This window comes from Goodfellowiella coeruleoviolacea (assembly GCF_024171785.1).
Lineage (GTDB): Bacteria > Actinomycetota > Actinomycetes > Mycobacteriales > Pseudonocardiaceae > Goodfellowiella > Goodfellowiella coeruleoviolacea.
In genome coordinates, this window is the sequence record NZ_JAMTCK010000003.1 from 32,298 (window position 1) to 55,329 (window position 23,032).

The 23,032-nt window shown below is 71.0% G+C and carries 19 protein-coding genes; 11 read left to right on the top strand and 8 right to left on the bottom strand.

What is annotated here, in order from left to right:
- Nucleotides 1–7 precede the first annotated feature (7 nt).
- On the top strand, nucleotides 8–1,276 hold the full coding sequence (gene serS, locus LX83_RS06155; protein ID WP_253767998.1) for a serine--tRNA ligase: 1,269 nt from the start codon (nucleotides 8–10) through the stop codon (nucleotides 1,274–1,276).
- A 13-nt stretch (nucleotides 1,277–1,289) separates the two neighbouring features.
- On the opposite strand, the gene LX83_RS06160 is transcribed toward serS, so the two are convergent.
- Nucleotides 1,290–2,852: an FAD-dependent monooxygenase gene (locus tag LX83_RS06160; protein WP_253768000.1), complete on the bottom strand. Its 1,563-nt coding sequence runs from the start codon at nucleotides 2,850–2,852 to the stop codon at nucleotides 1,290–1,292.
- A gap of 95 nt (nucleotides 2,853–2,947) precedes the next feature.
- Between LX83_RS06160 and LX83_RS06165 the strand changes: the two genes are divergently transcribed.
- Nucleotides 2,948–3,592, top strand: a complete 645-nt coding sequence (locus LX83_RS06165; protein WP_253768002.1) for a TetR/AcrR family transcriptional regulator C-terminal domain-containing protein — start codon at nucleotides 2,948–2,950, stop codon at nucleotides 3,590–3,592.
- Nucleotide 3,593: 1 nt separating this feature from the next.
- Here the strand turns inward: LX83_RS06165 and LX83_RS06170 are convergent, their stop codons facing one another.
- Together LX83_RS06170 and LX83_RS06175 are read right to left on the bottom strand one after the other, a co-directional pair.
- On the bottom strand, nucleotides 3,594–3,938 hold the full coding sequence (locus LX83_RS06170; RefSeq protein ID WP_253768004.1) for a hypothetical protein: 345 nt from the start codon (nucleotides 3,936–3,938) through the stop codon (nucleotides 3,594–3,596).
- A complete protein-coding gene (locus tag LX83_RS06175; protein ID WP_253768006.1) occupies nucleotides 3,922–4,662 on the bottom strand; it encodes an EndoU domain-containing protein in 741 nt (246 codons plus the stop codon). Before LX83_RS06175 ends, LX83_RS06170 begins: the two co-directional genes overlap by 17 nt.
- A 222-nt stretch (nucleotides 4,663–4,884) precedes the next feature.
- Here LX83_RS06175 and LX83_RS06180 point away from each other — a divergent pair, with 222 nt between their 5' ends.
- Complete coding sequence (locus LX83_RS06180) at nucleotides 4,885–5,166, top strand: DUF6243 family protein (RefSeq protein WP_253768008.1); 282 nt, start codon at nucleotides 4,885–4,887, stop codon at nucleotides 5,164–5,166.
- Between the two features lie 147 nt (nucleotides 5,167–5,313).
- Here LX83_RS06180 and LX83_RS06185 read toward each other — a convergent pair whose 3' ends face one another.
- Nucleotides 5,314–6,879 (bottom strand): alpha/beta hydrolase, encoded by a 1,566-nt coding sequence (locus LX83_RS06185; protein ID WP_253768010.1) that lies wholly within the window; start codon nucleotides 6,877–6,879, stop codon nucleotides 5,314–5,316.
- Nucleotides 6,880–7,049: 170 nt separating this feature from the next.
- Here LX83_RS06185 and LX83_RS06190 point away from each other — a divergent pair, with 170 nt between their 5' ends.
- Together LX83_RS06190 and LX83_RS06195 are read left to right on the top strand one after the other, a co-directional pair.
- Entirely contained in the window at nucleotides 7,050–8,315 is a 1,266-nt protein-coding gene (locus LX83_RS06190) for an MFS transporter (RefSeq protein ID WP_253768012.1), read from the top strand.
- Nucleotides 8,312–9,118 carry a MerR family transcriptional regulator gene (locus LX83_RS06195; protein WP_253768014.1) on the top strand — a complete coding sequence of 269 codons (807 nt, stop codon included), beginning with the start codon at nucleotides 8,312–8,314 and terminating at the stop codon, nucleotides 9,116–9,118. Before LX83_RS06190 ends, LX83_RS06195 begins: the two co-directional genes overlap by 4 nt.
- Nucleotides 9,119–9,434: 316 nt before the next feature.
- Here the strand turns inward: LX83_RS06195 and LX83_RS06200 are convergent, their stop codons facing one another.
- Nucleotides 9,435–10,247 carry an HAD family hydrolase gene (locus LX83_RS06200; protein WP_253768016.1) on the bottom strand — a complete coding sequence of 271 codons (813 nt, stop codon included), beginning with the start codon at nucleotides 10,245–10,247 and terminating at the stop codon, nucleotides 9,435–9,437.
- 119 nt (nucleotides 10,248–10,366) lie between these two features.
- Between LX83_RS06200 and LX83_RS06205 the strand changes: the two genes are divergently transcribed.
- The 6 genes from LX83_RS06205 to LX83_RS06230 all read left to right on the top strand — a co-directional run bounded on the left by LX83_RS06205 (nucleotide 10,367) and on the right by LX83_RS06230 (nucleotide 19,777).
- Nucleotides 10,367–11,251 (top strand): LLM class flavin-dependent oxidoreductase, encoded by an 885-nt coding sequence (locus LX83_RS06205; RefSeq protein ID WP_253768018.1) that lies wholly within the window; start codon nucleotides 10,367–10,369, stop codon nucleotides 11,249–11,251.
- Nucleotides 11,252–12,286: 1,035 nt separating this feature from the next.
- Nucleotides 12,287–13,471 (top strand): glycosyltransferase family 2 protein, encoded by a 1,185-nt coding sequence (locus tag LX83_RS06210; protein ID WP_301327759.1) that lies wholly within the window; start codon nucleotides 12,287–12,289, stop codon nucleotides 13,469–13,471.
- Nucleotides 13,468–13,905, top strand: a complete 438-nt coding sequence (locus LX83_RS06215) for a GtrA family protein (RefSeq protein ID WP_253768022.1) — start codon at nucleotides 13,468–13,470, stop codon at nucleotides 13,903–13,905. Before LX83_RS06210 ends, LX83_RS06215 begins: the two co-directional genes overlap by 4 nt.
- Nucleotides 13,902–16,316 carry a hypothetical protein gene (locus LX83_RS06220; RefSeq protein WP_253768024.1) on the top strand — a complete coding sequence of 805 codons (2,415 nt, stop codon included), beginning with the start codon at nucleotides 13,902–13,904 and terminating at the stop codon, nucleotides 16,314–16,316. The genes LX83_RS06215 and LX83_RS06220 overlap by 4 nt, the downstream gene beginning before the upstream one ends.
- Nucleotides 16,317–16,327: 11 nt before the next feature.
- Nucleotides 16,328–17,515 carry a UDP-galactopyranose mutase gene (gene glf / locus LX83_RS06225; RefSeq protein ID WP_253768026.1) on the top strand — a complete coding sequence of 396 codons (1,188 nt, stop codon included), beginning with the start codon at nucleotides 16,328–16,330 and terminating at the stop codon, nucleotides 17,513–17,515.
- Nucleotides 17,516–17,800: 285 nt separating this feature from the next.
- Nucleotides 17,801–19,777, top strand: coding sequence for a glycosyltransferase (locus tag LX83_RS06230; protein WP_308203923.1), 1,977 nt, complete (start codon nucleotides 17,801–17,803; stop codon nucleotides 19,775–19,777).
- A gap of 100 nt (nucleotides 19,778–19,877) precedes the next feature.
- Here LX83_RS06230 and LX83_RS06235 read toward each other — a convergent pair whose 3' ends face one another.
- The 3 genes from LX83_RS06235 to LX83_RS06245 form a co-directional block, all read right to left on the bottom strand.
- Nucleotides 19,878–20,870, bottom strand: coding sequence for a hypothetical protein (locus LX83_RS06235; protein ID WP_253768028.1), 993 nt, complete (start codon nucleotides 20,868–20,870; stop codon nucleotides 19,878–19,880).
- A 307-nt stretch (nucleotides 20,871–21,177) separates the two neighbouring features.
- Nucleotides 21,178–21,960, bottom strand: coding sequence for a carbohydrate ABC transporter permease (locus LX83_RS06240; RefSeq protein WP_253769095.1), 783 nt, complete (start codon nucleotides 21,958–21,960; stop codon nucleotides 21,178–21,180).
- Nucleotides 21,961–22,059: 99 nt separating this feature from the next.
- Nucleotides 22,060–23,016 carry a carbohydrate ABC transporter permease gene (locus tag LX83_RS06245; protein ID WP_253768031.1) on the bottom strand — a complete coding sequence of 319 codons (957 nt, stop codon included), beginning with the start codon at nucleotides 23,014–23,016 and terminating at the stop codon, nucleotides 22,060–22,062.
- Nucleotides 23,017–23,032: the final 16 nt, after the last annotated feature.

The following is a 23,032-nucleotide window of genomic DNA, read 5'->3' on the forward strand; positions in this document are numbered from 1 at the left end:
GTGTGCCGTGATTGACCTCAGGACACTGCGCGAGGACCCGGACGCCGTACGCGCCTCCCAGCGGGCCCGCGGTGAGGACGAGACCCTGGTCGACGCGTTGCTGTCCGCGGACGAGCGGCGGCGCTCCGCGGTGTCCACGGCCGACGCGCTGCGCGCCGAGCAGAAGCAGCTGGGCAAGCAGGTCGGCAGGGCCAAGGGCGACGAGCGGGCCGCGCTGCTGGCCAAGGGCAAGGAGCTGGCCGCCGAGGTCAAGTCCGCCGAGGCCGAGCAGGCCGAGGCCGAGAAGGCCATGGCCGAGCTGCACCGGTCCGTGCCCAACCTGGTCCACCCGGCCGCGCCGGTCGGCGGTGAGGACGACTACGCCGTGCTCAAGCACGTCGGCGAGCCGCCCACCTTCGACTTCACCCCGCAGGACCACCTGGATCTGGGCCTGGGGCTGGGCGCGATCGACACCGAGCGCGGCGCCAAGGTGTCCGGCGCGCGGTTCTACTTCCTCACCGGGGTCGGCGCCCAGCTGCAGCTGGCCCTGTTGAACATGGCCGCCGCCCAGGCCGTGGCCAACGGCTTCACCCTGATGATCACGCCCGCGCTGGTGCGGCCGGAGATCATGGCCGGCACCGGGTTCCTCGGCGCGCACGCCAGCGAGGTGTACCGGCTGCGCGACGACGACCTGTACCTGGTGGGCACCTCGGAGGTGCCGCTGGCGGGTTACCACGCCGACGAGATCCTGGACCTGTCCGCCGGCCCGCGCCGGTACGCGGGCTGGTCGTCCTGCTTCCGGCGGGAGGCCGGCTCGTACGGCAAGGACACCAGGGGCATCATCCGGGTGCACCAGTTCGACAAGGTCGAGATGTTCAGCTACTGCCGGCCCGAGGACGCCGAGGCCGAGCACCAGCGCCTGCTGGCCTGGGAAGAGGAGATGCTGGCCAAGATCGAGGTGCCGTACCGGGTGATCGACACGGCCACCGGTGACCTGGGCACCAGCGCGGCCCGCAAGTTCGACTGCGAGGCGTGGCTGCCGTCCCAGCAGACCTACCGCGAGCTGACCTCCACGTCCAACTGCACCACCTTCCAGGCCCGCCGGCTGAACGTGCGCTACCGGGACGAGAACGGCAAGCCGCAGGCCGCGGCCACGCTCAACGGCACCCTGGCCACCACCAGGTGGATCGCGGCGATCCTGGAGAACCATCAGCAGGCCGACGGGTCGGTGCGGGTGCCCGAGGCGCTGCGCCCGTTCCTGGGCGGCCAGGAGGTGCTGACGCCGCTGGCCCGCTGACGCGGCGGCTGGTTCAGCGCGTGGTCCCGCCGGCCGTGGCCGGGCCGAACCAGGTGGTCAGGGCGGAGCGCAGCGCCTCGGTGTCGGCCGCGCCGGACTCGGCGGTCCGGGGCGCGACCCAGGCCAGGTAGCCGTCCGGCCGGATGAGCAGGGCCGCCGGCGCCGGGACCGCACCGACGCACGGCACAACCCAGTGGTCGGCCCGGCAGTGGGCCCGCACCAGGTCCACCCGGTCGGCCCAGGCCGAGGCGGCCTCGGCCAGGTCGGGTTGGGCGGGTCCGGCGGTGAGGTCGAGCAGCACGGGCCGGCCGGCGGACAGCAGGCTGACCAGCCGGCGGTCCCCGGTGGGCGTGCTCAGGTCCACGTCCGGCACCCGCCGGCCGAGCAGCGGGTGCGGGTCGGGGTGGTCCTCGGCCAGCGGGTAGCGGATGTCCAGCCCGGTGAGCATGCTGCCCAGGTACTCGTTGACCTGATCGAACCCGATCAGCTCGGCCATCACCGCGCGCAGCGCGTCGGTGTGCGGGCCCGGGCGGCTCAGCAGCGACTGGGCGCGGGTGTTGTTGAGCACCCGCGCGGCCACCGGGTGCCGTTCGGCGTGGTAGCTGTCCAGCAGGTGCTCGGGCGCGTGGCCGTGCAGCACGGCGGCGAGCTTCCAGCCGAGGTTGGCCGCGTCCTGCAGGCCGGTGTTGAGTCCCTGGCCGCCGGCGGGGAGGTGGATGTGCGCGGCGTCGCCGGCCAGCAGCACCCGGCCCTGGCGGTAGCGGGTGGCCTGGCGGGCGGCGTCGTTGAACCGGGAGAGCCAGCGCGGGCTGTGCATGCCGAAGTCGGTGCCGGCGGTGGCGACCAGGGCGGCGCGCAACTGCTCCAGGGTCACCGGCGCGGCCCGGTCGGGCACCTGGTCGTACTGGTTGACGATCACCCGGTGCCAGCCCGCCTCCAGGCTCAGCACGGTGTGGTCGCCGTGCGCGCCGCGCCGCTGCATGATCATGGGCTCGGCCGGCGGGTCGGCCAGTTCGACATCGCCGAGCAGCGCGGTCATGGTGGCCGGCGTGCCGGGGAAGTCGATGCCGGCGAGCGTGCGCACGGCACTGCGGCCCCCGTCGCAGCCCACCAGGTAGCGGGCCCGAACCCGCTCGACGCCGTGCGGGCCGCTGACCGTCACGGTCACCCCGGACTCGTCCTGGTCAACACCCACCACCTCGGACGACCAGCGCACGTGCGCGCCCAGTTCGGCGGCGCGCCGCTCCAGCAGCCGTTCGATCTTGGTCTGCAGCAGCACGAGCGTGTAGGGGTGGCGGGTGGCGAACCCGCTGAAGTCCAGCGGCAGCGCGGAGAAGTGCCCCCGGCCCAGCGGCCGGCCGGCCGCCAGGAACGGCTGGAGGACGCCGCGCTGGTCCAGCACTTCCAGCGAGCGCGGGTGCAGTCCGCCAGCCCGTGACTCCACGGTCTGACGCTGGGCGAGCCGGTCGAGCAGCACCACGTCGACCCCGGCCAGCCGCAGTTCGCTGGCGAGCATCAGCCCGGTCGGTCCGGCGCCCGCGATCACCACGGCGGTGTCGATCCTGGTCTCGGTCACGACATCTCCTTAACGTTGTTCAGGATTTGATGAACGACGTTAAGGATGAGATGAACAGTGTTAAGCTGTCAAGGGGTGGCGACGGGAGGACTGAGGTGAAGATCAACGCCGAGGTGATCGCGCGGACCGCGCTCGGCCTGCTCAACGAGGTCGGCCTGGACGGGCTCACCATGCGACTGGTGGCCAAGGAACTGGACGTGCGCGCCGCCGCCCTGTACTGGCACGTCAAGAACAAGCAGGAACTGCTGGACGCCATGGCCACCCTGTTGTTCACCGACGTCGTCGAGCGGCTGGAGGCGCCCGGTCAGGGTGAGACCTGGTCGGCCTGGCTCACCGAGCTGATCAGGCAGCTGCGCCGCGCGCTGCTGCGCTACCGGGACGGCGCCCGCATGTTCGCCGGCACCCACATGGCCCACCCGGCCATGCACCGGTGCATGGAACTGACCCTGCGCACGCTGCGGGACGCCGGGTTCACCCTGGCCGAGGCCGCGCGCGCCGTCACCGTGCTGCTGCACTACACCGTGGGGTTCACCATCGAACAACAGGCCCGCGACGGCGCCGCCTACCAGGACGACAACCCCTACCGGCCGGACCTGATCGCCCAGCACATCGACGCCAGCCGGTTCCCGCTGTTCCACCAGGTGGCGGTGGAGGTGTTCGACGTGGGCAGCGACGCCGACTTCGAAGCCGGCCTCCAGGTGATCCTCGCCGGCATCACCGCCACCCGGGCAACCGGCTGATTCAGTCCCTCGGGGTCAGCAGGCGCAGGTACCTCTCGACGAGTTCGATGAACTCGTGGTGGCTGAGCACGAGTTTCTCCTCGGTCCAGTAGTGCTCGATGACCACGTGGTCCGGCAACACCTGCGCCATGGTCGCGTCCCCGCCCCAGAACGGGATGTCGTCCTCGGCGACGTTCTCCGGGTGCCTGGCCATGTCCACACCCAGTCTCAGCGCGTCCGGGTAATACCTGCTCTCGTCGAAGAAGTCGTACAGGAGACCGGCGTCCGGATTGACCGAGGTGTTGACCTTGATCGCGATGTGGCCGTCCGGCTGGCGCTCCAGGGTGACGTCAAGCTTGGGCTGCACGCTCGGGACCTCCCTCGTACAGGGGCCATGCCGTTCGCACATCGTCGGTGGTCGCCGACATGGCGTCCAGACCAGGCGTGACGAATCCTCGGATCCGAACCCCGCGGAACTCGCCTTCCCAGGTGGAGATGCGGTCGTCGCCCTGCTGGGCAGGGCGGGTGCGGCTGGCGAAGGCCACGCGGATCGCGTGCGCCACCTCCGCCCGCGTCCAGTGGTTCGGGAAGAACGTCACGTGGCTCTTCACCAGGATTCGACCGTTCGGTAGGACCTGTCGCACATTCGCTTTCCAGACTCCGTTCCGGTCGTTGGGATATCGGCCTTCCAGACTGAGGCCGTCCGGCAGTGCGCCGTCGTGGAGGTGGTGCAGGCCGGAGATGAGTCTGCCGCGTCGCTCGCCCTCGAAGACGTGGCGGTCGAGCCGGTTGTGGAGGGGGTATTCCGGCAGGGTGAACGGTGCCGCGGTGGGTATGTCGTCGGGGAGCGGGTAGGTCGGTCTGCCGGTGAGCGTCAGGCCCAGGGTTTTGTGCAGCCAGACCTCGATGTGCTGCTGGATCTTGGCGCAGTGGTCGAGGAGTGCCGGCGTGTCTCGGTGCAGCTGGTGGAATCTGGTGGCGGCCACCGCGAAATCGTTTCGGGTGGTTCCCGCGCCCACGCTGGTCAGGATTGCCGTGATCGCGTCGGTGTGGTCAGCGGCCTGAATGATCAGCTTTTCGATGTGCGTCATGCCGGTGACGGCCTGTTCGCACTGGTCCGCGATCTGTTGGAAAGTTGCTGGTTGCGCTGACAAGCCATCGCCCCCCAATGGCCTTGTTCTCGTGGTGCCGCAGCATATCGGAATAGCGGTGTCGGACAATTGGATTAGGCGTGGGGGAATTTGCTGAGCGAATCATCAAAGTGGCTGAAGTGGCCGCGGTGCCGTTTGGCGCGGCGCGATAACCCGCTGCGCGTGAAGATCGCGGAGAAGTACCGTGGCGCTGACAGCGACCAGGGACAGGAGGACATCATGGCGAAGGGGCGCAACAACCTGCTCGGCGTGGGTGGGCAGCGCAGGAAGATGTCGCGTTCGGCGCGGCAGGGGGCGCCGGGCTACGGCCCGGGCTCCCAGGCCGACCCGTTGAGCCAGAAGCAGGAGCTGCTGCGCAAGCTGCGGGAGCGGGCCGAGGGCAGGACCGGCGACCAGGACGCAGCGGGCACGGCGAGCAAGGCCGAGGACGGCGCGGCGGAGTGAGCCCGGCCGGGCCGGCTGGCCCGGACCGGTTGTTGGTTGGTTCATGCCGGCCGTCGCTGACCAGCGGCGTGGGTGGGGTGGGCCGGTGAGCTGAGTGGGAGCCTGGCGCGGTGTGCGGCAGCCGCGCCAGGCTCCCTGGGTGGCCGGTCAGCCGGTGACCGGCTCGGGGATCGGCAGGCCGGCGCAGGTCAGGTCCTGGCCGGGGACCGCGTGGTTGACCAGGTAGTCCGCGACCGCGGTGTCCACGCAGGCGTTGCCCGCGTTGTAGACGCCGTGGTCGCCCTCACCGGTCACGGTCAGCAGGCGGGAGTGGGCGAACGCGCGGTGGGCGCGCAGCGCGCCCTCGTAGGGCGTGGCCGGGTCGTGCGTTGACTGCACCATCAGCACCGGGGGCACGCCCGCCCCGGTCGGTGTTGGCAGGTGCACCTCGGGGCGGTCCCAGAACGCGCACGGCTGGTCAATGGTCTGCCAGCCGCGCAGCGGGTAGCGCGCGCCCTGGTCGGCGGAGAACGCGATGATCCGGTCCCGGTCGCCGCGGAACGGGGTGTCGTTGCAGAACAGGGTGATTCCAGCAGCCTCGGCCGCGTCCGGCGCGCGGGACGTTGATCCCGCGGCGGCGGACGGCGGTTGTGCCGCGGCGGTGGCCGACGGGGGCTGCGCCGCGGTGGCCGCCGACCCGTTGACCCAGCCCTCGGTCTGGACCAGCCGACTGGCCAGCGCGGGGAACGCGACCTTCTTGTACAGGTGCCCGATCACCAGGTTGTCCAGTCCGGCGCCGCTGAGTCCGTTGACCGGGGCGGCGGCCAGTGCCGCGCGCAGTGCCTCGTAGCGCTGGCGCACCTGCTCGGCGCTGGTGCCCAGGTGGTAGACGCTGTCGTGCTCGGCCACCCAGGGCAGGAAGTCCTCCCGGAACCGGCGTTCGAAGCCCATCGGCATGAGCGCGTCGCTGTCCTGCAGCGTCCCGGTGAAGTCCACTGTGGAGTCCAGCACCATGGTGTCGACGCGGCGCGGGAAGTAGGTCGCGTAGAAGGCGCCCAGCCAGGTGCCGCCGGACATCCCGTAGTAGCTGATCCGGTCCTGGCCCAGCAGGGCGCGCAGCAGGTCCAGGTCGTGCACGGTCTGCTCGGTGGTGACGAACCGGCCCAGCTCGCCGGATGCCTGCTGGCAGGCGTGCGCGGTCCGCTCCGCGCGGGCCAGCAGCGCGTCGATGTTGGCCCGGCTGCGGTCGCGCGGGTCGAGCACCGCACCGCCACCGCCCGGGCCGCAGGTGACGTTGTCGCTGGCCCCGGTGCCGCGCACGTCCACGCCGATCACCTCGAACGCGTCGCTGACGCGGGGCTGGGCCAGCAGTTCCAGCGGCATGGCGCGGCCGGGCAGGCCGGGGCCGCCCGGGTTGGTGAACAGCACGCCCCTGGGCGCGGCGCCGGGTGGCCGCAGCCGGCTCACCGCGATCGTGACGTGGTTGCCGTCGCCGGGGTGGCGCCAGTCCCTGGGCGCGGTGAACTCCGCGCAGTCCAGTCGTTCGGCCCCGGCCGGTCGGGGCGTGGGGAACAGCGCGTCCTCGCACGCGTGCCAGGCCAGGTGCTGCCGAGGGAAGCCGCCGGCCGGGGCGGCCGCCGGCTCGGCGGCGGCCAGGGCGGGATGGGCGACGGCGACCGTGCCACCGACCGCCGCCACCAGGCCGGCGACCAGTGCTCGTGTTCTTGCTCGCACGATGTCCTCTCTGGTGTGGATCTCTCTGGGGTGCGGGACCGAACCCCGCCCAGACCACCAGCCGCCGGGGTAGTCCGGCGTCGGCCCGCGGGCTGATCGCCCGCTCCGCCCGGAGGCGGAGCCAGAACCGACTTGACCCTGACGCCGCGTCAGGGTCCGACCCTGGGCGCATGCGCCTGATCGTTCCGCTCTACCTGGCCTCGTCGGCGTTGTCCCTGCTGGGCAATGTGATCGCCGGCCTGGTCCTGCCCTGGCTGGTGCTGACCCGCACCGGCGACGCGGCCGCCGCCGGAACCCTGGCCGCGGTGACCGGCCTGCCCATGTTGGCCGCCTCGTTGGTCGGCGGCGTGGTGATCGACCGGTGGGGACGCCGACGGGTGTCCGTTGGCGCGGATGTGGCCTCGGCGCTGAGCGTGGCCGCACTGCCCGTGGTCGATCTCGCCTTCGGCCTGGACCTGGGCTGGTTCATGCTGTTCGGTGTGGTTGGCGCGGTGTTCGACCTGCCGGGCATGACCGCCAGGGAGAGCCTGCTGCCGGAGATCGCCAGGGCCGGTGGGGTGCCCGTGGAGCGGGTCGCCGGGCTGCGCGAGGGCCTGCAGGGCGTGCTGACCATCGTGGGGCCGGCGCTGGTCGGCGGGCTGATGTTGGCGCTGCCCGGTGCGTCCGTGCTCTGGGTGACCGCGGCCTGCTCGGGACTGGCCGCGCTGCTCACCGCCCTGCTGCCGGCCGGGCTGGGCGCGCCGGTCGCGCCGGCCGGACAGGAGCGGCGGCACTGGCTGGCCGAGCTGCGCGAGGGGGTCACGCTGCTGCGGTCGGACCGGCTGCTGGGCGGGGTGACCGTGCTGAGCACGGTTGAGCTGCTGGTGCTGGCCCCGCTGATCGGGCTGCTGCTGCCGGCCCACCTGGCGGTGGTCGGCTCGGCCGGCCAGTACGGGCTGGTGGTCAGCGCGTCCGCGGTCGGCGGGGTGGCCGGTGCCGTGGCCTACTCGGTGGTGGGCGCCCGGTTACCGCGCCGCATGTGGTTTGTCGGGTCGACGGTGTTGGCTGGTGTCGGCCTGGTCTGGCTGGCCGTGCTGCCGCCGTTCCCGCTGATGCTGGTGGCGGTGCTGCTGGTGGGCGTGGCGTCCGGGCCGATGCCGCCGCTGCTGGCCGTGGTGACCGCCGAGCGGGTGCCGGACGCGCTGCGGGGCCGGGTGCTGGGATTGCAGAACGCGGTGTCGCTGGGCGCGTCACCGGTGGGGATGTTCGGGGGTGGTCTGCTCGTGGCGGGTCTCGGCACGAGCGCGGCCGGCGTGGTGCTGGCCGGGCTGTGGGTGCTGGTCACCGTGTTCGCGCTGCTGGCTCCTGGCCTGCGCCGGTTCGACCCGGAGCCGGTGACCGGCGGGGACGCGGCCGGGCCGGGGGAGAACGTGGTGAGCGGGGGTGGCCCGTGTTGACGATCGGGCAACTGGCCTCGCTGGCCGGCACCACGGTGCGCGCGGTCCGGCACTACCACGCCGAGGGGGTGTTGGCCGAGCCCGAGCGGGACCACTCGGGGTACCGCCGCTACGGCGCGTCCGCACTGGTCCGGCTGATGCGCGTGCGGCGCCTGCGGGAGCTGGGCATTCCCCTGGCCAGGGTGCGTGAGCTGCTGGACGACGGGGCACCGCTGGCCGTCACCCTGGACGAGTTGGACGCGGAGCTGGCGGCCAAGCAGGACGCGATCGCCGCGCAGCGGCGCCGGCTGGCCGAGCTGCGGCAGGGTCGGTTGGACCCGGAACTGCCGGCGGCCTTCGCCGAGATGTTCAGTGAGCTGGCCGCGCACGGGGTGCCCGCGGAGGTGCTGGCCAGTGAGAAGGAAGCGGTGCTGATCACGCTGGCGATCGACCCGGACCAGTGGGAGCGGCTCGCGGTCGAGTACCGGCGGATGCTGTCCGGTCCGACGGTGGCCGTCGGCGCCGGGCTGATGGTGCGGATCGCCGCGCTGGCCACGGCTGACCCGGCCGATCCCGCCGTGGACGAGCTGGCTGTCGATGTCGCGGAGTTCCTGCGGGAGCACTCGCTGGACCTGATCCGGGCCACCCAGGGATCCGTCGGCGCCGGCCGGGCGGGCGAGTTGCTGTTCGCGGAGTGGAACGAGGGCACGGCGCCGGCCCAGCGCCGGATGTTCAGCCTGGCCGCGGCGCGGGTCGCCGCGATGCTGGAGGAGCAGGCGGAGTCAGTTGACGGAGCCACCGGTGGGGTTGGCTCGGCGGGTTGAGTCGGGGTGGCGGGTTGGGTTGGTGGCGGGTTGGGTTGGTGGCGGGTTGGGTTGGTGGCGGGTTGGGTTGGTGGCGGGTTGACTCGCTAGCACGAGAAACGCCTGGGGCGGGACAGTTCACCCGATCGAGGGTGGACTTGTCCACAGCCCGCTGACTTGTCCACAGATTCGCTCGGGGTGCTGTTTCCGCAGGTGGGGGTGGGTAGGCTGGCGCTGGGGCAGCCCCCCGGGAAGGGTGGGGGGTGGGCTGGAGCCGCCGCTGGGCTGGAGCCGCCTCGGGGGCAACGACGTCGTCCCCGAGGCTCCGGGCCGCCCCTCAGAACCAGCGTTCCAGCACCAGGGCCAGGCCGTCCTCGGCGTTGGACGAGGTCACCTCGTCGGCGGCGGCCAGTGCGTCGGGGTGGGCGTTGCCCATGGCCACGCCGTGCCCGGCCCAGTGCAGCATGGGCACGTCGTTGGACATGTCGCCGAAGGCGACCACGTCGGCCGCTGCCACGCCCAGCCGGTCGGCCACGTCGGCCAGGCCGGTGGCCTTGGTCACGCCGCGCGCGGAGATCTCCAGCAGGCCGGCGCGGCTGGAGAAGGTGAAGTTGACCGCCCCGTCCAGCACGGCCGAGGCGATCTCGGCCATCTCCTCGCTGGTGGTGTTGTCGTGGCGGATCAGCAGCTTGAGCGCGGCGTGGCCGAGCACCTGGTCCCGGCTGGTGGCCGAGTGCTCCGGGTCCCACCAGGGGTGCTGGTAGCCGGGTTCGGACAGGAACCGGCGGCTCGGCCGGCCGTCACCGCCGACGTCCACGCGCTCGGTGGCCACCCGGCAGCCGGGCAGCGCCTCGTCGATCGCCCTGGTCACGTCGCGCAGCAGCACCGGGTCCAGGGTGCGCTGCCACAGCACCCGGTCCGCGTCGATGTCGTACAGCGCGGCGCCGTTGCCGCACACCGCGTAACCGGTGACGCCGGCGGCCTCGGCGACCGGGGGCACCCAACGCGGTGGCCGCCCGGTGACCAGCACGAACGGGACGTCTGCCGCGACTACCCGGCGTACTACGGCCGCAGTGCGTGCGCTGACCCGTTCCAACGGGTCGAGCAGGGTTCCGTCCACGTCAGAGGCGACGAGCCTTGGTCGTTCCACCCCTTCATCGTGCCCCGTGCTGGCAAGCTCGTGATGAACTCCGGCCGGCCTGTCAGTGAGCCGTGCGCCACGTCATGACCGTATCGCCGATGTCTGGCGTACTGATTAGTGTCAGTCCTGTGCGCATCGGCATTGTGATCTTGCCCGAGCATCGCTGGTGGGTCGCGGAACCCAAGTGGCGTGCGGCTGACGAGTACGGCTTCGACCACGCCTGGACCTACGACCACCTGGGCTGGCGGTCCCTTGTGGACGGCCCGTGGTTCGCCGCGGTGCCGACCCTGACCGCGGCGGCCATGGTGACCAGCAGGATTCGGCTGGGCACCTGGGTGGCCTCGCCCACCTTCCGGCACCCGGTTCCGTTCGCCAGGGAACTGCTCACCGTGGACGACGTGTCCGACGGCCGGTTCACCCTGGGCATCGGCGCGGGCGGGCTGGCCGGCTACGACACCACCGTCCTGGGTGGACAGCCCTGGTCGCTGGGGGAGCGGTCGGCCCGGTTCGCCGAGTTCGTCGAGCTGCTCGACCAGTTGCTGGTGGCCGAACGCACCACCTGGCAGGGCCGCTACTACGCGGCCGACCAGGCCCGCAGCGCACCCGGCTGCGTGCAGCGGCCCCGGATCCCGTTCGTGGTGGCGGCCAACGGTCCGCGCACCATGCGCACGGCCGCGCGGTTCGGCCAGGGCTGGGTGACCACCGGCAGCGGTGGCGAGACCGTGGACGAGTGGTGGCGCGGCGTGGCCGAGCTGGCCGAGCGGTTCACCTCGGCACTGGTCGACCAGGGCCGCGATCCCTCTACAGTGGACAGGTACCTGAACCTGGACTCCGCCCCGGTCTACTCGCTGTCCAGTGTGGACTGCTTCCGGGACGCCGTTGGCCGCGCCGCCGAGCTGGGCTTTACCGACGTGGTCGCGCACTGGCCGCGCGGTGACGGCTTCTACGCGGGCAGCGAGACCGTGCTGGAACAGGTGGCCGCGGACGTGCTGCCCGAGGTGCGCGCCGGCTGAGGCGGGCCGCGCCACCGGGCGTGGCCGATCCGGTCCGGCCGGGTGGTCCGGCCCCGCCGGTTGGTCCGGTCATCCGGCGAATAACGCCCGAATGTTTCGGCCGGCGTTACCGCTTCTTGATCACTCGAACATCTTGATCACTCGGGCGGGTGAAGTCGCTGGTTTGTCCGGTGCGGTGGTACCAAGCTGACGTCAACGTGTCGTGCCGTAACCGATCGGGGCGGGTGGTGCGGCACGTGGGTGCCGCCGACAGGGGCAGTCGGCGGCACCCAACCCGTTTACCGGCTCCCCGGATCCCGCCGCCCGGGCAACGATTGCGTCGCGTGTGATCGAGTCGGCAACCGGCGCCGCCGCGACTCCCGTCCCGGCTGTGGGCGCCCCCACACCTGTGAAGCGCCTATGCGTAATCGGATACTGTGCCTGTGTTACGTGGGTCTTACCCGACCGTGTGACACGCGTACCGTCCTCGCGGCCGGGGCCGGCGCCGGACAGCCAGGGAGCATCGCCGCGAGCGCGGAGTCGGTCCGGCCGACGCGGTGTGCGGTCCGGCCGGTGGGCGGCCCGGGGGAGCGGGTGCTCCGCCGGTGCCGGGCAGTACGACACGGGAGGTGGAAACAACGGGTGAAAGGGGTGTGGCGGCGCGTCGACCGGCAAAAGTCAACGCGGTGGCAATGCCCTGGTATTGATCGCTCCAACGGGCGGGAGTGCCGCGAGCGCTTCGAACGATTGTTCGTGACCAGCGGTGACGGCTGACGTTGCCAGTGGATAGCGTAACTGGCCGGTCGAGTGCGGCCGGGAATAAGCGGTGACTCTCGGTGATTTCTTCGCTGCTCGGTAACGACGCTCCGGTTGGCGCCGAGAGACGCGAAGAGAAGAATACGTAGTCAGGTCAAGTCATCCGGTATCCAGACCGATAACCTTTCGCGTAGTAAAACCTGGGCTTGGCGAAGTGGCCGCGGGTTGCGTCCGAGATCACGTCTTGGTGGACCTGAGGGCGATCCGGGAAAACGCTGTGCACATTATGGGAGTGAACGCATGTTCCTGTCGGTAGTCGTTCCGTGCTTCAACGAGGAGCACGGGATGACCAGCCTCCACGAAGCACTCGTCCGGGTGCTGCCGGACCTGGCCGACACCTTCGAGGTCCTGCTCGTCGACGATGGCAGCAGCGACGGGACGCTCACGCAGATGCGCGAGGTGTCCAGGCGTGATCCCCGGTTCCGCTACATCGCGCTGAGCCGCAACTTCGGCAAGGAAGCCGCCATGCTGGCCGGCCTGAGCCAGGCCAGGGGCGATGTGGTCGCGCTGATCGACGCCGACCTGCAGCACCCGCCGGAGCTGCTGGGCCAGATGATCGACCTGCTCGGCAAGGGCTACGACCAGGTGGTGGCGCGGCGCACCCGGACCGGTGACCCCGCCCTGCGCAAGGCCATCTCCAAGCTCTACTACCGCATGATCAACAAGGTGGTGGACGTCGAGCTGGAGGACGGCGTCGGCGACTTCCGCGTGCTCACCCGCCGCGCCGTGCAGGCGCTGCTCTCGCTCGGCGAGTACAACCGCTTCTCCAAGGGCCTGTTCTCCTGGATCGGCTTCGACACCGCCACCATCGACTACGAGAACGTGGCCCGCCAGGAAGGCACCACCAAGTGGACCTTCCGCAAGCTGCTCAACTACGGCATCGACGGCGTCATCTCGTTCAACAACAAGCCCCTGCGCGCCGCCGTCTACCTGGGCGGACTGGTCACCCTGGTGGCGTTCTGCTACGTGGCGTGGGTGATCTTCCAGGCCCTCACCAACGGCGTCACCTCGCCCGGTTACGTCACCATCATGTCCGGCGTGCTCGGCCTCGGCGGCCTGCAGCTGCTGTTCCTCGGCGTGATCGGCGAGTACCTGGGCCGCATCTACTACGAGTCCAAGCAGCGCCCGCACTTCCTGGTCAAGGAGTCCAGCGGGCCGGAGCACACCCCGGTGACCGTGCCGCTTGGCCTGATGATCGCCAGCAGTTCCGACCCCAACGACACCGCGCCCAGGGGTGCCGCGGCCTTCGGCGGCCCGGCCGGGGCAGCCGCCGACCAGGCCGAGCCGGCCGGCCAGAGCGGTCAGGACGACCAGGGCGGTCCGGCGGGGCAGCACGACCAGCACGACCAGAACGGGGTGCGCCCGGCGGACCAGGACAGCTCGGCCGACGCGGTGGCCGCCGGCGCGGAGCAGTCGGTCCGGTGAACCTGCGCACCGCCCTGCCCTGGGGCCGGATCGTGCGGTTCGGCGTGGTCGGCGTGATCAACACGGCCACGTACTACTGCCTGTACCGGCTGTTCCTGCTGGCCCTGCCGTACCTGTTCGCGCACCTGCTCGCGTTCGTGCTGGCCATGATCGGGTCGTACTTCCTCAACTGCTACTTCACCTTCCGCACCAAGCCCACGCTGCGGACGTTCCTGCTGTTCCCGCTGACCACCGTGAGCAACCTGGTTATCCAGACGGCCGGCCTGTACGTGCTGGTCGAGTGGGTCCACATGAACCAGGAGATCGCGTCGCTGGTGGCCGCGCTGGCAGCCATCCCGATCACGTTCGTGGCCACGCAGCTGCTGATGACCGGCCGCCGCAAGCCCACCGGGGCGGCCGAGACCCTCGTGCCAGAACGGGAGCCCCAGCCGTGACCACCGTGTCCGATCCGGCCACCGCGACGTCGGCGGCCGACACCTCACCCGAGGCCACAGCCGACCGGCCGGGCAACTCCCGGCTCACCGGGCTCGGCGTCGGCGCCCTGGTCTGCGTGGCCGTCGCGGTGCTCGCCCAGCTGCCGTTCCTGCGCAACCGGCTGTTCTACATCTGGGACGACAGCGCGGTGCAGTTCATGCCCACCTGGCACTTCCTCGGCCAGCGGCTGATGGCCGGGGAGTGGCCGGTGCTGTTCAACGCCGACTCCTGGATGGGCGGCAACTTCTCCGCCGAGGCGCTGTTCGGCGTGTGGAACCCGGTCAACGTGGCCAACTACCTGCTGGTCGCCCAGTTCTCCGACCTGGCCTTGGCCGCGCTGGTGCTCAAGACCGAGTTCCTGGTGCTGCTCGCGCTCGGCACCTACCTGCTGACCAGGGAGTACGGCGCCAAGCGGGGGCCGGCCGCCGTGGTGGCCATCGCCCTGCCGTTCTCCGGCTTCACCCTGTTCTACGACACCTCGCTGTGGGCGGGCGGGCTGATCGCCTTCACCACGCTGCCCTACCTGTGGTGGATGGCCCGGCGGCTGGCCAGGGGCGTGGCCAACCCGCTGTGGGCGTTCCTGTTCGGTGGCCTGGCCGTGACCAGCGGCAACCCGTACGGCGTGCTCGGCGTGTGCGCGGTGCTGTTCGCGCTGATCGTGGAGTTCTGGTTCCGCGGCTGGCGGTCCCGCCGCACCGAGACCGCCGAGACCGCCGAGGCGACGAGCGCTGCCGGCGCTGGTGGGTCCGGCGCCGGCGGGTCCGGCGCTGGTGGGTCCGGTCAGGCGCGGCGGTCCGGCCGGCTGGCCGCGCTGCTGCCGGTCGGCGAGGACCGCCGCTCGGTGCTGCGGCTGCTGGTGGTCGGCGTGCTGATCGGCCTGGTCGTGCCGCTGGTGTTCCTGCCGCTGCTCGGCAACGCGGACGTGACCTGGCGCACCAACCAGGGCTTCATGAGCACCGGCCGGATGACGCCGCAGCTCAGCGACTTCCTCAACCTGGCCATCCCCAGCCACGAACCCATGATCGACGGGTTCTCCGCCAACAAGCTGGCCGTGCCAGGCATGTACTTCGCCTGGTTCGTGGTGCCGCTGCTGCCGTGGCTGAACTGGCGGGTGCTGCGCGCGCGCTGGCGCGGCCTGCTCGGCGTGTTCGTGGTGGCCGCCGGCTACTGCCTGTTCGCCGTCGGCCCGTCCGACCTGTGGATGTTCCGCTTCCCGCTGCGCCACGTGGAGGTCATCTACCTGGCGCTGGGCGTGGTGTTCGCGGTGCTGCTCAGCGCCGGCCTGCGCACCGACCGGGTGCGGGTCCGGGCGCTGGTCACCGGGCTGGTCCTGGTGGTCAACGGCTGGCTGGCGTTCGCCACGCAGCCGTTCGGCTGGCGCCGCCACCTGGTGTCGCTGGCGCTGCTCGGCGTGGCCACCGCCGTGGTGGTGCTGCTCACCCGGCGCAGTGCGCTGCGCCTGGTCTACCCGGTGATCACGCTGGTCACCGCGATCGCGCTGGCGCTGCAGGTGCTGTGGTTCCCGTTCAACCGGGACGTGGCCAACTACGGCTTCTCCCGCTCCATCCCGGAGCTGAAGGAGGTGGCCTCGCACTACAAGGGCACCACCTTCCAGGTCGCCGACGTGTTCCAGGCCAACCTGCCGACCCGCCCGGACGCCGAGCAGGCCAGGAAGACCTTCCTGTTCGGCAACGTCGACCTGGTGGCCGGCGTGGACATGGTCGGCTCCTACACCGGCATGGGCTTCCGCTCGTTCTCCGACACGGTGTGCATGGGCTACCAGGGCAGCACCTGCGCCAACTCCTGGTACGCGCTGCAACGCCCCACCGAGCTGGCCGGCGCGCAGCTGCTGGACCTGCTGCGGCTGGAGACCGTGGTGATCGACCGGCTGCTGATCCCCAACCCCACGGTGCCGGCGGGCTGGCGGATCACCCAGCAGGACCGGGTGGCCACCGTGCTCCAGCGGGTCGACTCGCTGCCCTGGCCGTCCGGCCGGCTGTCCTGGAACTCGGACAACGTCACCATCCTGGACAACGGCTCCACCGACGACCGGCGCGAGACCGTCCGGTTCAGCCGCACCGGTGACCAGCCGGCGCAGCTGGCGTTCGCCCGCCTGGCCTGGCCCGGCTACCAGGCCACGGTCGACGGCACGCCGGTGCCCACCCACGAGGGACCGGCCGGACTGCTCGTGGTCGACCTGCCACCCGGCATCGACGGCGGTGACCTGACGCTGACCTGGGAGCCGCGCGGCCTGACGTTCGGGCTGGCCTCGGGGGCGTTCGCACTGCTGGCCGCGCTGGTGCTGGCGGTGGTCACGCGCGTGCGCCGACGCGGACACGGTCGGTTCGGGTCGGCCAGCCTGCCCGGGTAACCTGAGTCGCCGTGAGCTTCTCGGGCTATGACCTGATCGTTGTTGGATCCGGCTTCTTCGGCCTCACGGTCGCGGAGCGGGTCGCCAGCCAACTCGACAAGCGGGTGCTGGTGCTGGAACGCCGTGCGCACATCGGCGGAAACGCGTACTCCGAGCCCGAACCGGAAACGGGTATCGAGGTGCACCGCTACGGTGCGCACCTGTTCCACACCTCGAACAAGCGGGTCTGGGAGTACGTCAACCAGTTCACCGAGTTCACCAACTACCAGCACCGCGTGTTCACCATCTACAAGGGCCGGGTCTACCCGATGCCGGTGAACCTGGCCACCATCTGCGAGTACTTCGGCCGGTACATGACGCCGGACGAGGCACGCGCACTGGTGGCCGAGCAGGCCGGCGAGATCGACTCGAAGGACGCGAAGAACTTCGAGGAGAAGGGCATCTCGCTGATCGGACGCCCGCTGTACGAGGCGTTCTTCCGGGGTTACACCGCCAAGCAGTGGCAGACCGACCCCACCGAGCTGCCGGCGGCCAACATCACCCGGCTGCCGGTCCGCTACAACTTCGACAACCGGTACTTCAACGACACGTTCGAGGGGCTGCCGGTCGACGGGTACACGGCGTGGCTGAAGAAGATGGCCGACCACGACAACATCGAGGTGCGGCTGAACACCGACTTCTTCGAGGTTCGCGACCAGATCCCGGCCGGCACCCCGGTCATCTACACCGGGCCGCTGGACCAGTACTTCGGCTACTCCGCCGGCAAGCTGGGCTGGCGCACCCTGGACTTCGAGCAGGAAGTCCTGCCGGTGGGTGACTTCCAGGGCACCCCGGTGATGAACTACGCCGACGAGGACGTGCCCTACACCCGCATCCACGAGTTCCGCCACTTCCACCCGGAGCGGGAGTACCCGACGGACAAGACCGTGGTGGTGCGGGAGTACTCGCGGTTCGCCAACGACGACGACGAGCCGTACTACCCGATCAACACCAGCGAGGACCGGGCCAAGCTGGAGCGCTACCGCGAACTGGCCAAGCAGGAGGCCAAGGAGCGCAACGTGCTGTTCGGCGGTCGGCTGGGCACCTACAAGTACCTGGACATGCACATGGCCATCGGGTCGGCCCTGAGCATGTTCGACAACAAGATCGCCCCGCACCTGACCGAGGGCCGGGCGCTGGACGGCTCGCTGGACGACTGAGGCGTCGGGCCTGGCTGACCGATCGCTCCCCGGGGGTGACCGCTGTGCTGGTTCACCAGTGGTCATCCCCGGGGAAATCAGGACCCGGAACACCCGGGCGGCGGCACCGGGGCGTTGTCGATAACATGAAGTCGCGAGACGCGCTTGCTGATCGCACGTTTCTTCATCTTTCGTGTGGTTGCGCCAGTCTCCTCGACTGTGCTGCGCTCCATGACAACAACACGTTGAGTCACCGCCGACCATGGATCAGCCGGCGCGCGGTAGCCGGTTTGCTGGAGGAATCACGTGACCGAACAGGGCAGCAAGATCGACGCGTCGAGCACAGGGCCCGTCCAGGGCGCTCCGGACAGCAAGCCGAGTGACGTCACGTCGATGCGGGTGGCCGGCCGGGCCGCCGCGATCGACCCGAACAAGGTGTTGCAGCGGGTCATCCTGCCGCGTGACGAGGACCCGCTGGACGTCCGACCGCTGTACCTGGACGAGCCGGAGAACGTGCACAGCCACGTGTCCTCGCGGCGCTCGGTCACCATCCCCACCTCGGCCAAGGTGTCCTTCGCCTCCTACTTCAACGCCTTCCCGGCCAGCTACTGGAAGCGGTGGACCCGCATCGAGGAGGTCGTGCTGCGCATGAGCGTGCGCGGCGCCGGCCGGATCGACGTGTACCGGTCCAAGCCCAGCGGCGACATCGTGCACCTGCAGGGCCACCCGGTGCGCGCCACCAAGCAGGCCACCCACCTGGAACTGCGGATCAGCCTGGCGCCGTTCGAGGATGGCGGCTGGGTGTGGTTCGACGTGTTCACCGACGACTCCACCCTGGAGATCAAGGAAGCCGCCTGGACCACCGAGCAGGAGCTGCCCAGGCAGCGGCTGGCCATCGGCACCACCACCATCCGCCCGGTCGACTGCGTGATCGCGCTGCAGGCGCTGGCCGACGACCCGGCCGTGCTGGACGTGGTGGAGAAGATCTTCGTCGCCGACCAGGGGCCCAAGAAGGTCCGCGAGGTGGAGGGTTTCGACAAGGCGGCCCAGCTGCTCGGCGACAAGCTCCAGGTCATCGAGCAGGACAACCTGGGTGGTTCCGGTGGGTTCACCCGCGGCCTGTACGAGGCGCTGGAGCACACCGACGTCGAGCAGATCATGCTGATGGACGACGACATCCGGTTGGAGCCGGACGCGCTGCTGCGGGCCAACGCCTTCGCCAGGGCCTCCAGCCAGCCGATCATCGTCGGCAGCCAGATGCTCAACCTGCAGGCGCGGGCCCGGCTGCACAGCATGGGCGAGGTCGTCGACCTCAAGGAGTGCGTGTGGCGGCCGGCGCCCGGCGCGGTCACCGACCACGACTTCGGCGAGGAGTCGCTGCGCGAGACCCCGGAGCTGCACACCCGCATCAACGCCACCTACAACGGCTGGTGGATGTGCCTGTTCCCGCGTGAGGTCATCCGCCAGGTCGGCCTGCCGCTGCCGCTGTTCATCAAGTGGGACGACTCCGAGTACTCGCTGCGCGCGCTGGAGCACGGCTACCCCACGGTCACCCTGCCCGGCTCGGCCGTGTGGCACATGCCGTGGACGGACAAGAACGACTCCACCGACTGGACCGCCTACTTCCACCTGCGCAACCGGCTGATCATGGCCGCCATGCACAGCCCGTACGACGTCCGCACCACCCTGCTCAAGCAGGGCCTGAAGCTGTCGCTGCGGCACCTGCTGTCCATGGAGTACTCCACGGTCGCCGTGCAGCAGAAGGCCATCGAGGACTTCCTGGCCGGCCCGGACAAGCTGTTCGACTCGCTGCGCACGGCCCTGCCCGAGGTGCGGGCGCTGCGCGACCAGTACGCGGACGCGCAGGTGCTGCCCTCGGCGCGGGAGTTCCCCACGCCCACCTTCGACATGGTGCGCGCCGAGCAGATGCTCAAGCCGCCGGTCAACCCGGTGGTGATCGCGGCCCGCGCGTCCAAGGCCCTGGTGCACAACCTGCGCCGGCCCGAGGAGTCGGCCGCGGCCCACCCGCAGATCAACGTGCCGGCCGCCAACGCCCGCTGGTTCCTGCTCGGCAACCTGGACAGCGCCACCGTGTCCACGGCCGAGGGCAGTGGCGTGGCGTTCCGCCGCCGCGACCCGGTCATCTTCCGGCAGCTGGCCAACCAGGCGCTGCGCAACTACCGGCGGCTGGTCCAGGAGTGGCCGCGGATCCGCAAGGCCTACCGGGACGCCATGCCCGAGCTGACCTCGGTGGAGTCCTGGCGCAAGGTCTTCGAGAACTGAGCGGCCGGCCTGAGGGCCGCACGAGATCGTTCCGGCGGGGCCGGGCCACCTGCGATCGGGTGGTCCGGCCCCGCCGGCGTTTCGGCCGGCTGTCCGCCGACTACGGTGCCGGCCGGCTGCTGATTCTGATGTGGACGGTGCCGATACCGGGCAGGATCGGCGCGGTGGGCGCGGAATCCTGCCGTTCCCAGTCCTCAGTGGACAGTGTGCCCCGGTGTGCCCAGCCGAACCGGTAGCGGCGGACCGTCGGCACCGTCGGGTATTCGTCCACATCGGACTTCACGCCGCGCCACACCGGGATCTCGTCGGTGTCCGCGGTCATCACCTCCCACCAGCGGGGCCGGTCCGGCCGCCCCTGGCGGGCCCGCTGCTCCTGCACCGCCTGGCGTTCCTGCCGGACCCGCCGCAGCAGGTCGGTCACGGTGGTCTGGGCACCGCCGTGCCGCCGCGCGCCCGGGCCGTGCCGGGGCTGGTGCCGCCGTGTCGCCGCCCCCGGCTGTGCCGGCTGCGCCGGTGCTGGCTGCTGCGCCGGTGCTGGCTGGCGGGCCGGTGCTGGCTGGCGGGGTGCTGGGAGCGGGGTGTGCTGCCGGGTGGCCGGGCGCGGCGCGGTGGCCGCGGGCCGGGGCCGGCCGGTGGGGACGGGGCCGGGCGGCGGGTGCTGGCCGGGTCGGGGGCGCTGGCCGGCCGGCCGGGTCGGGCCGAAGGCGCTGGGCTGCCCGGCCTGCCCGGCCTGCCCGGCTTGTCCGACCTGGCGGGGCTGGCGGGCCGGTGCGGTCGGCGTGGACCGCGGTGGCCGGCCGGCCTGGCTGGTTGTCGTGTCCCGGTCGCGCAGCCGGATCAGCAGCGCCAGCATGGCGACCACCACGGCGATGATCCCGGTGGCGCCCACCAGCAGCAGCTGCGCCCACAGCGGGCCGGGATCGAGGGTCAGCGGTGTGGCCGGGGGCGCGGCCGCAGCGCGGGCGCCGAGGGCGTCCGCCCACGCGCCGGCCAGATCGGCGGGAACGACCACGACCAGGCCGCGCAGCAGCCATGCCCGCGGCTCGCCGGGGCGCCGCCCCGCACCGGCCACGCCGTGTCCTTCGGTGCCCAAGACCGTGTCCACCTCGCACGTTGCGTGCCGTGGCACCAGACCGGCCGAGGCGGCCAGGTCGACGACTGGTGGGCCACGGAACACCGCGCCGGCCGAGGCGAAACTGAGCGGGCAGGACGCCCCTGGGTGGGGTCTTGACCTGCCCGGCCGGGCCGAGCGTGGCAGTGACACTACGCCGGAGTAGCTCTCGGCCGGCAGGGCAAACCGGGTGACGGCTACTCCATCCGCCGATCACGGACAGCCATGCCCGGCCCGGAAGAACCAGCCTGAATCGGGCATTTCGGTGAGCTGATCGGCGAGCGGGTGACTATCCCTTGATGCCGGTCTCGGTCACCCCGCGCACCAGGTAGCGCTGCAGCGCCACGAACACCAGCACCAGCGGCAGGATGGACACCAGCGCGGCCAGGAACAGCTCGTGCACGTTGATGCGCTGCGCGGTCAGGAACGTGGACAGCGCCACCTGGATGGTCCAGGAGGACTCGTCCTGGGCGATCACCAGCGGCCACAGGAACGCGTTCCAGCTGCCGATGAACGAGATCACCGCCAGCGCGGCGAAGAAGTTCAGCGAGTTGGGCACCACCACCCGCCAGTAGGTGCCCCAGTGGCCCAGGCCGTCGATGCGCGCGGCCTCCTCCAGCTCGCGCGGGAAGTTCAGGAAGTACTGGCGGAACAGGAACGTGGTGAACCCGCTGAACAACCCGGGGATGACCAGGCCGCGCAGGTCGCTGAGCCAGCCCAGGGTGGACACCACCACGAAGCTCGGCACGAACGTCACCGCCGCCGGGATCATCAGCGTGGCCACCACCGCGTAGAACACCTTGTTGGCGTGCCGGTAGGGGATGCGGGCCAGGCCGTAGCCGGCCAGCGAGCAGAAGAACAGCTGGCCGAGGGTCTGCAGCACGGCCACGACGACCGAGTTGACCAGGCTGCGCACCATGGGCACGGCCGGGTCGCCGAACAGCTCGGCGAAGTTCTCCCAGTGCCAGGTCTCCGGCACCAGTTGCCAGTCCGGTGCGGTGATCTCCCGCTCGGTGGCCAACCCGTTGCGCACCAGCAGGTAGAACGGCAGCAGGAAGAGCACCGCCGCCACCGCCAGCGCGAGGTAGCGGGCCACCGACCCGATCACGCCGGCCGGGGTGCGGTGGTAGCCGACCGGCCGGTGCACGTGCGGCGCGCCGTCGCCCATTGCTCAGTCCTCCCGCCTGGTGAAGCCGAACACCTTGCCCTGCAACAGGGTCACCAGGGCGATCAGCAGGGCCAGCAGCACCGCGCCGGCACTGCCGTGGCCGAAGTCCTGGCCGCCGCTGCCCAGCGCCGAGTAGTACAGGTACACCAGGGGCGGCCGGGCGAACGGCGGGTAGCCGTCGGCGGTGCCCAGCACGTTGTAGAACTCGTCGAACGCCTGGTAGGCGGCGATCAGGGTGAGCAGCAGCACCGCCACCGACGTGGTGCGCAGCTGCGGCAGGGTGACGTGCCGGAAGGTCTGCCAGCCGGGCGAGGCGCCGTCGATCCACGCGGCCTCGTAGAGGTGCTGCGGGATGCGTTGCAGGCCGGCGATGAACAGGATCATGTAGAAGCCCAGTTGCAGCCACAGCCGCAGGGTGACCAGCACCAGCCAGTACCACGGCGGGTTGGTGGAACCGGTCCACGCGATGCTGTCCGCCCCGAACCAGCCGAGCACGGTGTTGGCCAGGCCGTAGCGCACGCCGTTGAAGATGGACAGCTTCCAGATCAGCGCGGCCACCACGTAGGAGCAGGCGGTGGGCAAGAAGAACACCGAGCGGAAGAACGTGCGCGCGAACCCCACCTGGTTGACCAGCAGGGCCAGCGCCAGCGACAGCACGAACGTCAGCGGCACGATGAACAGCGCGAACAGGCTGAACGTGCCGAGGCTGCGCAGGAACGGCCCCTCGGTGAGCATGTCCACGTAGTTGTCCAGGCCGACGAACGTGCTCGGGGTGACCGTGTTGTAGGCGTCGAAGAAGCTGAGCAGCGCGCTCCAGCCGATCGGCAGGTACACGAACACGGCCAGCCCGATCGCGAACGGCCCGACGAACAACCAGAACGCCAGCGTGTTGCCGCGCACCCCGGTGCGCCGCCGCGCGCTGGCCGGCGCCGTGCGCCCGTCCCCGGCGACCCCGCTCATCCGCCCCACCCCCGTT

Excerpts from the sequence above, each read along its gene's own strand:
- LX83_RS06190 (WP_253768012.1), top strand. The coding sequence starts at position 7,050 with ATGCGCCTGATCGTTCCGCTCTACCTGGCCTCGTCGGCGTTGTCCCTG.
- LX83_RS06210 (WP_301327759.1), top strand. The coding sequence starts at position 12,287 with ATGTTCCTGTCGGTAGTCGTTCCGTGCTTCAACGAGGAGCACGGGATG.
- LX83_RS06245 (WP_253768031.1), bottom strand. The coding sequence starts at position 23,016 with ATGAGCGGGGTCGCCGGGGACGGGCGCACGGCGCCGGCCAGCGCGCGG.
- LX83_RS06175 (WP_253768006.1), bottom strand. The coding sequence starts at position 4,662 with ATGACGCACATCGAAAAGCTGATCATTCAGGCCGCTGACCACACCGAC.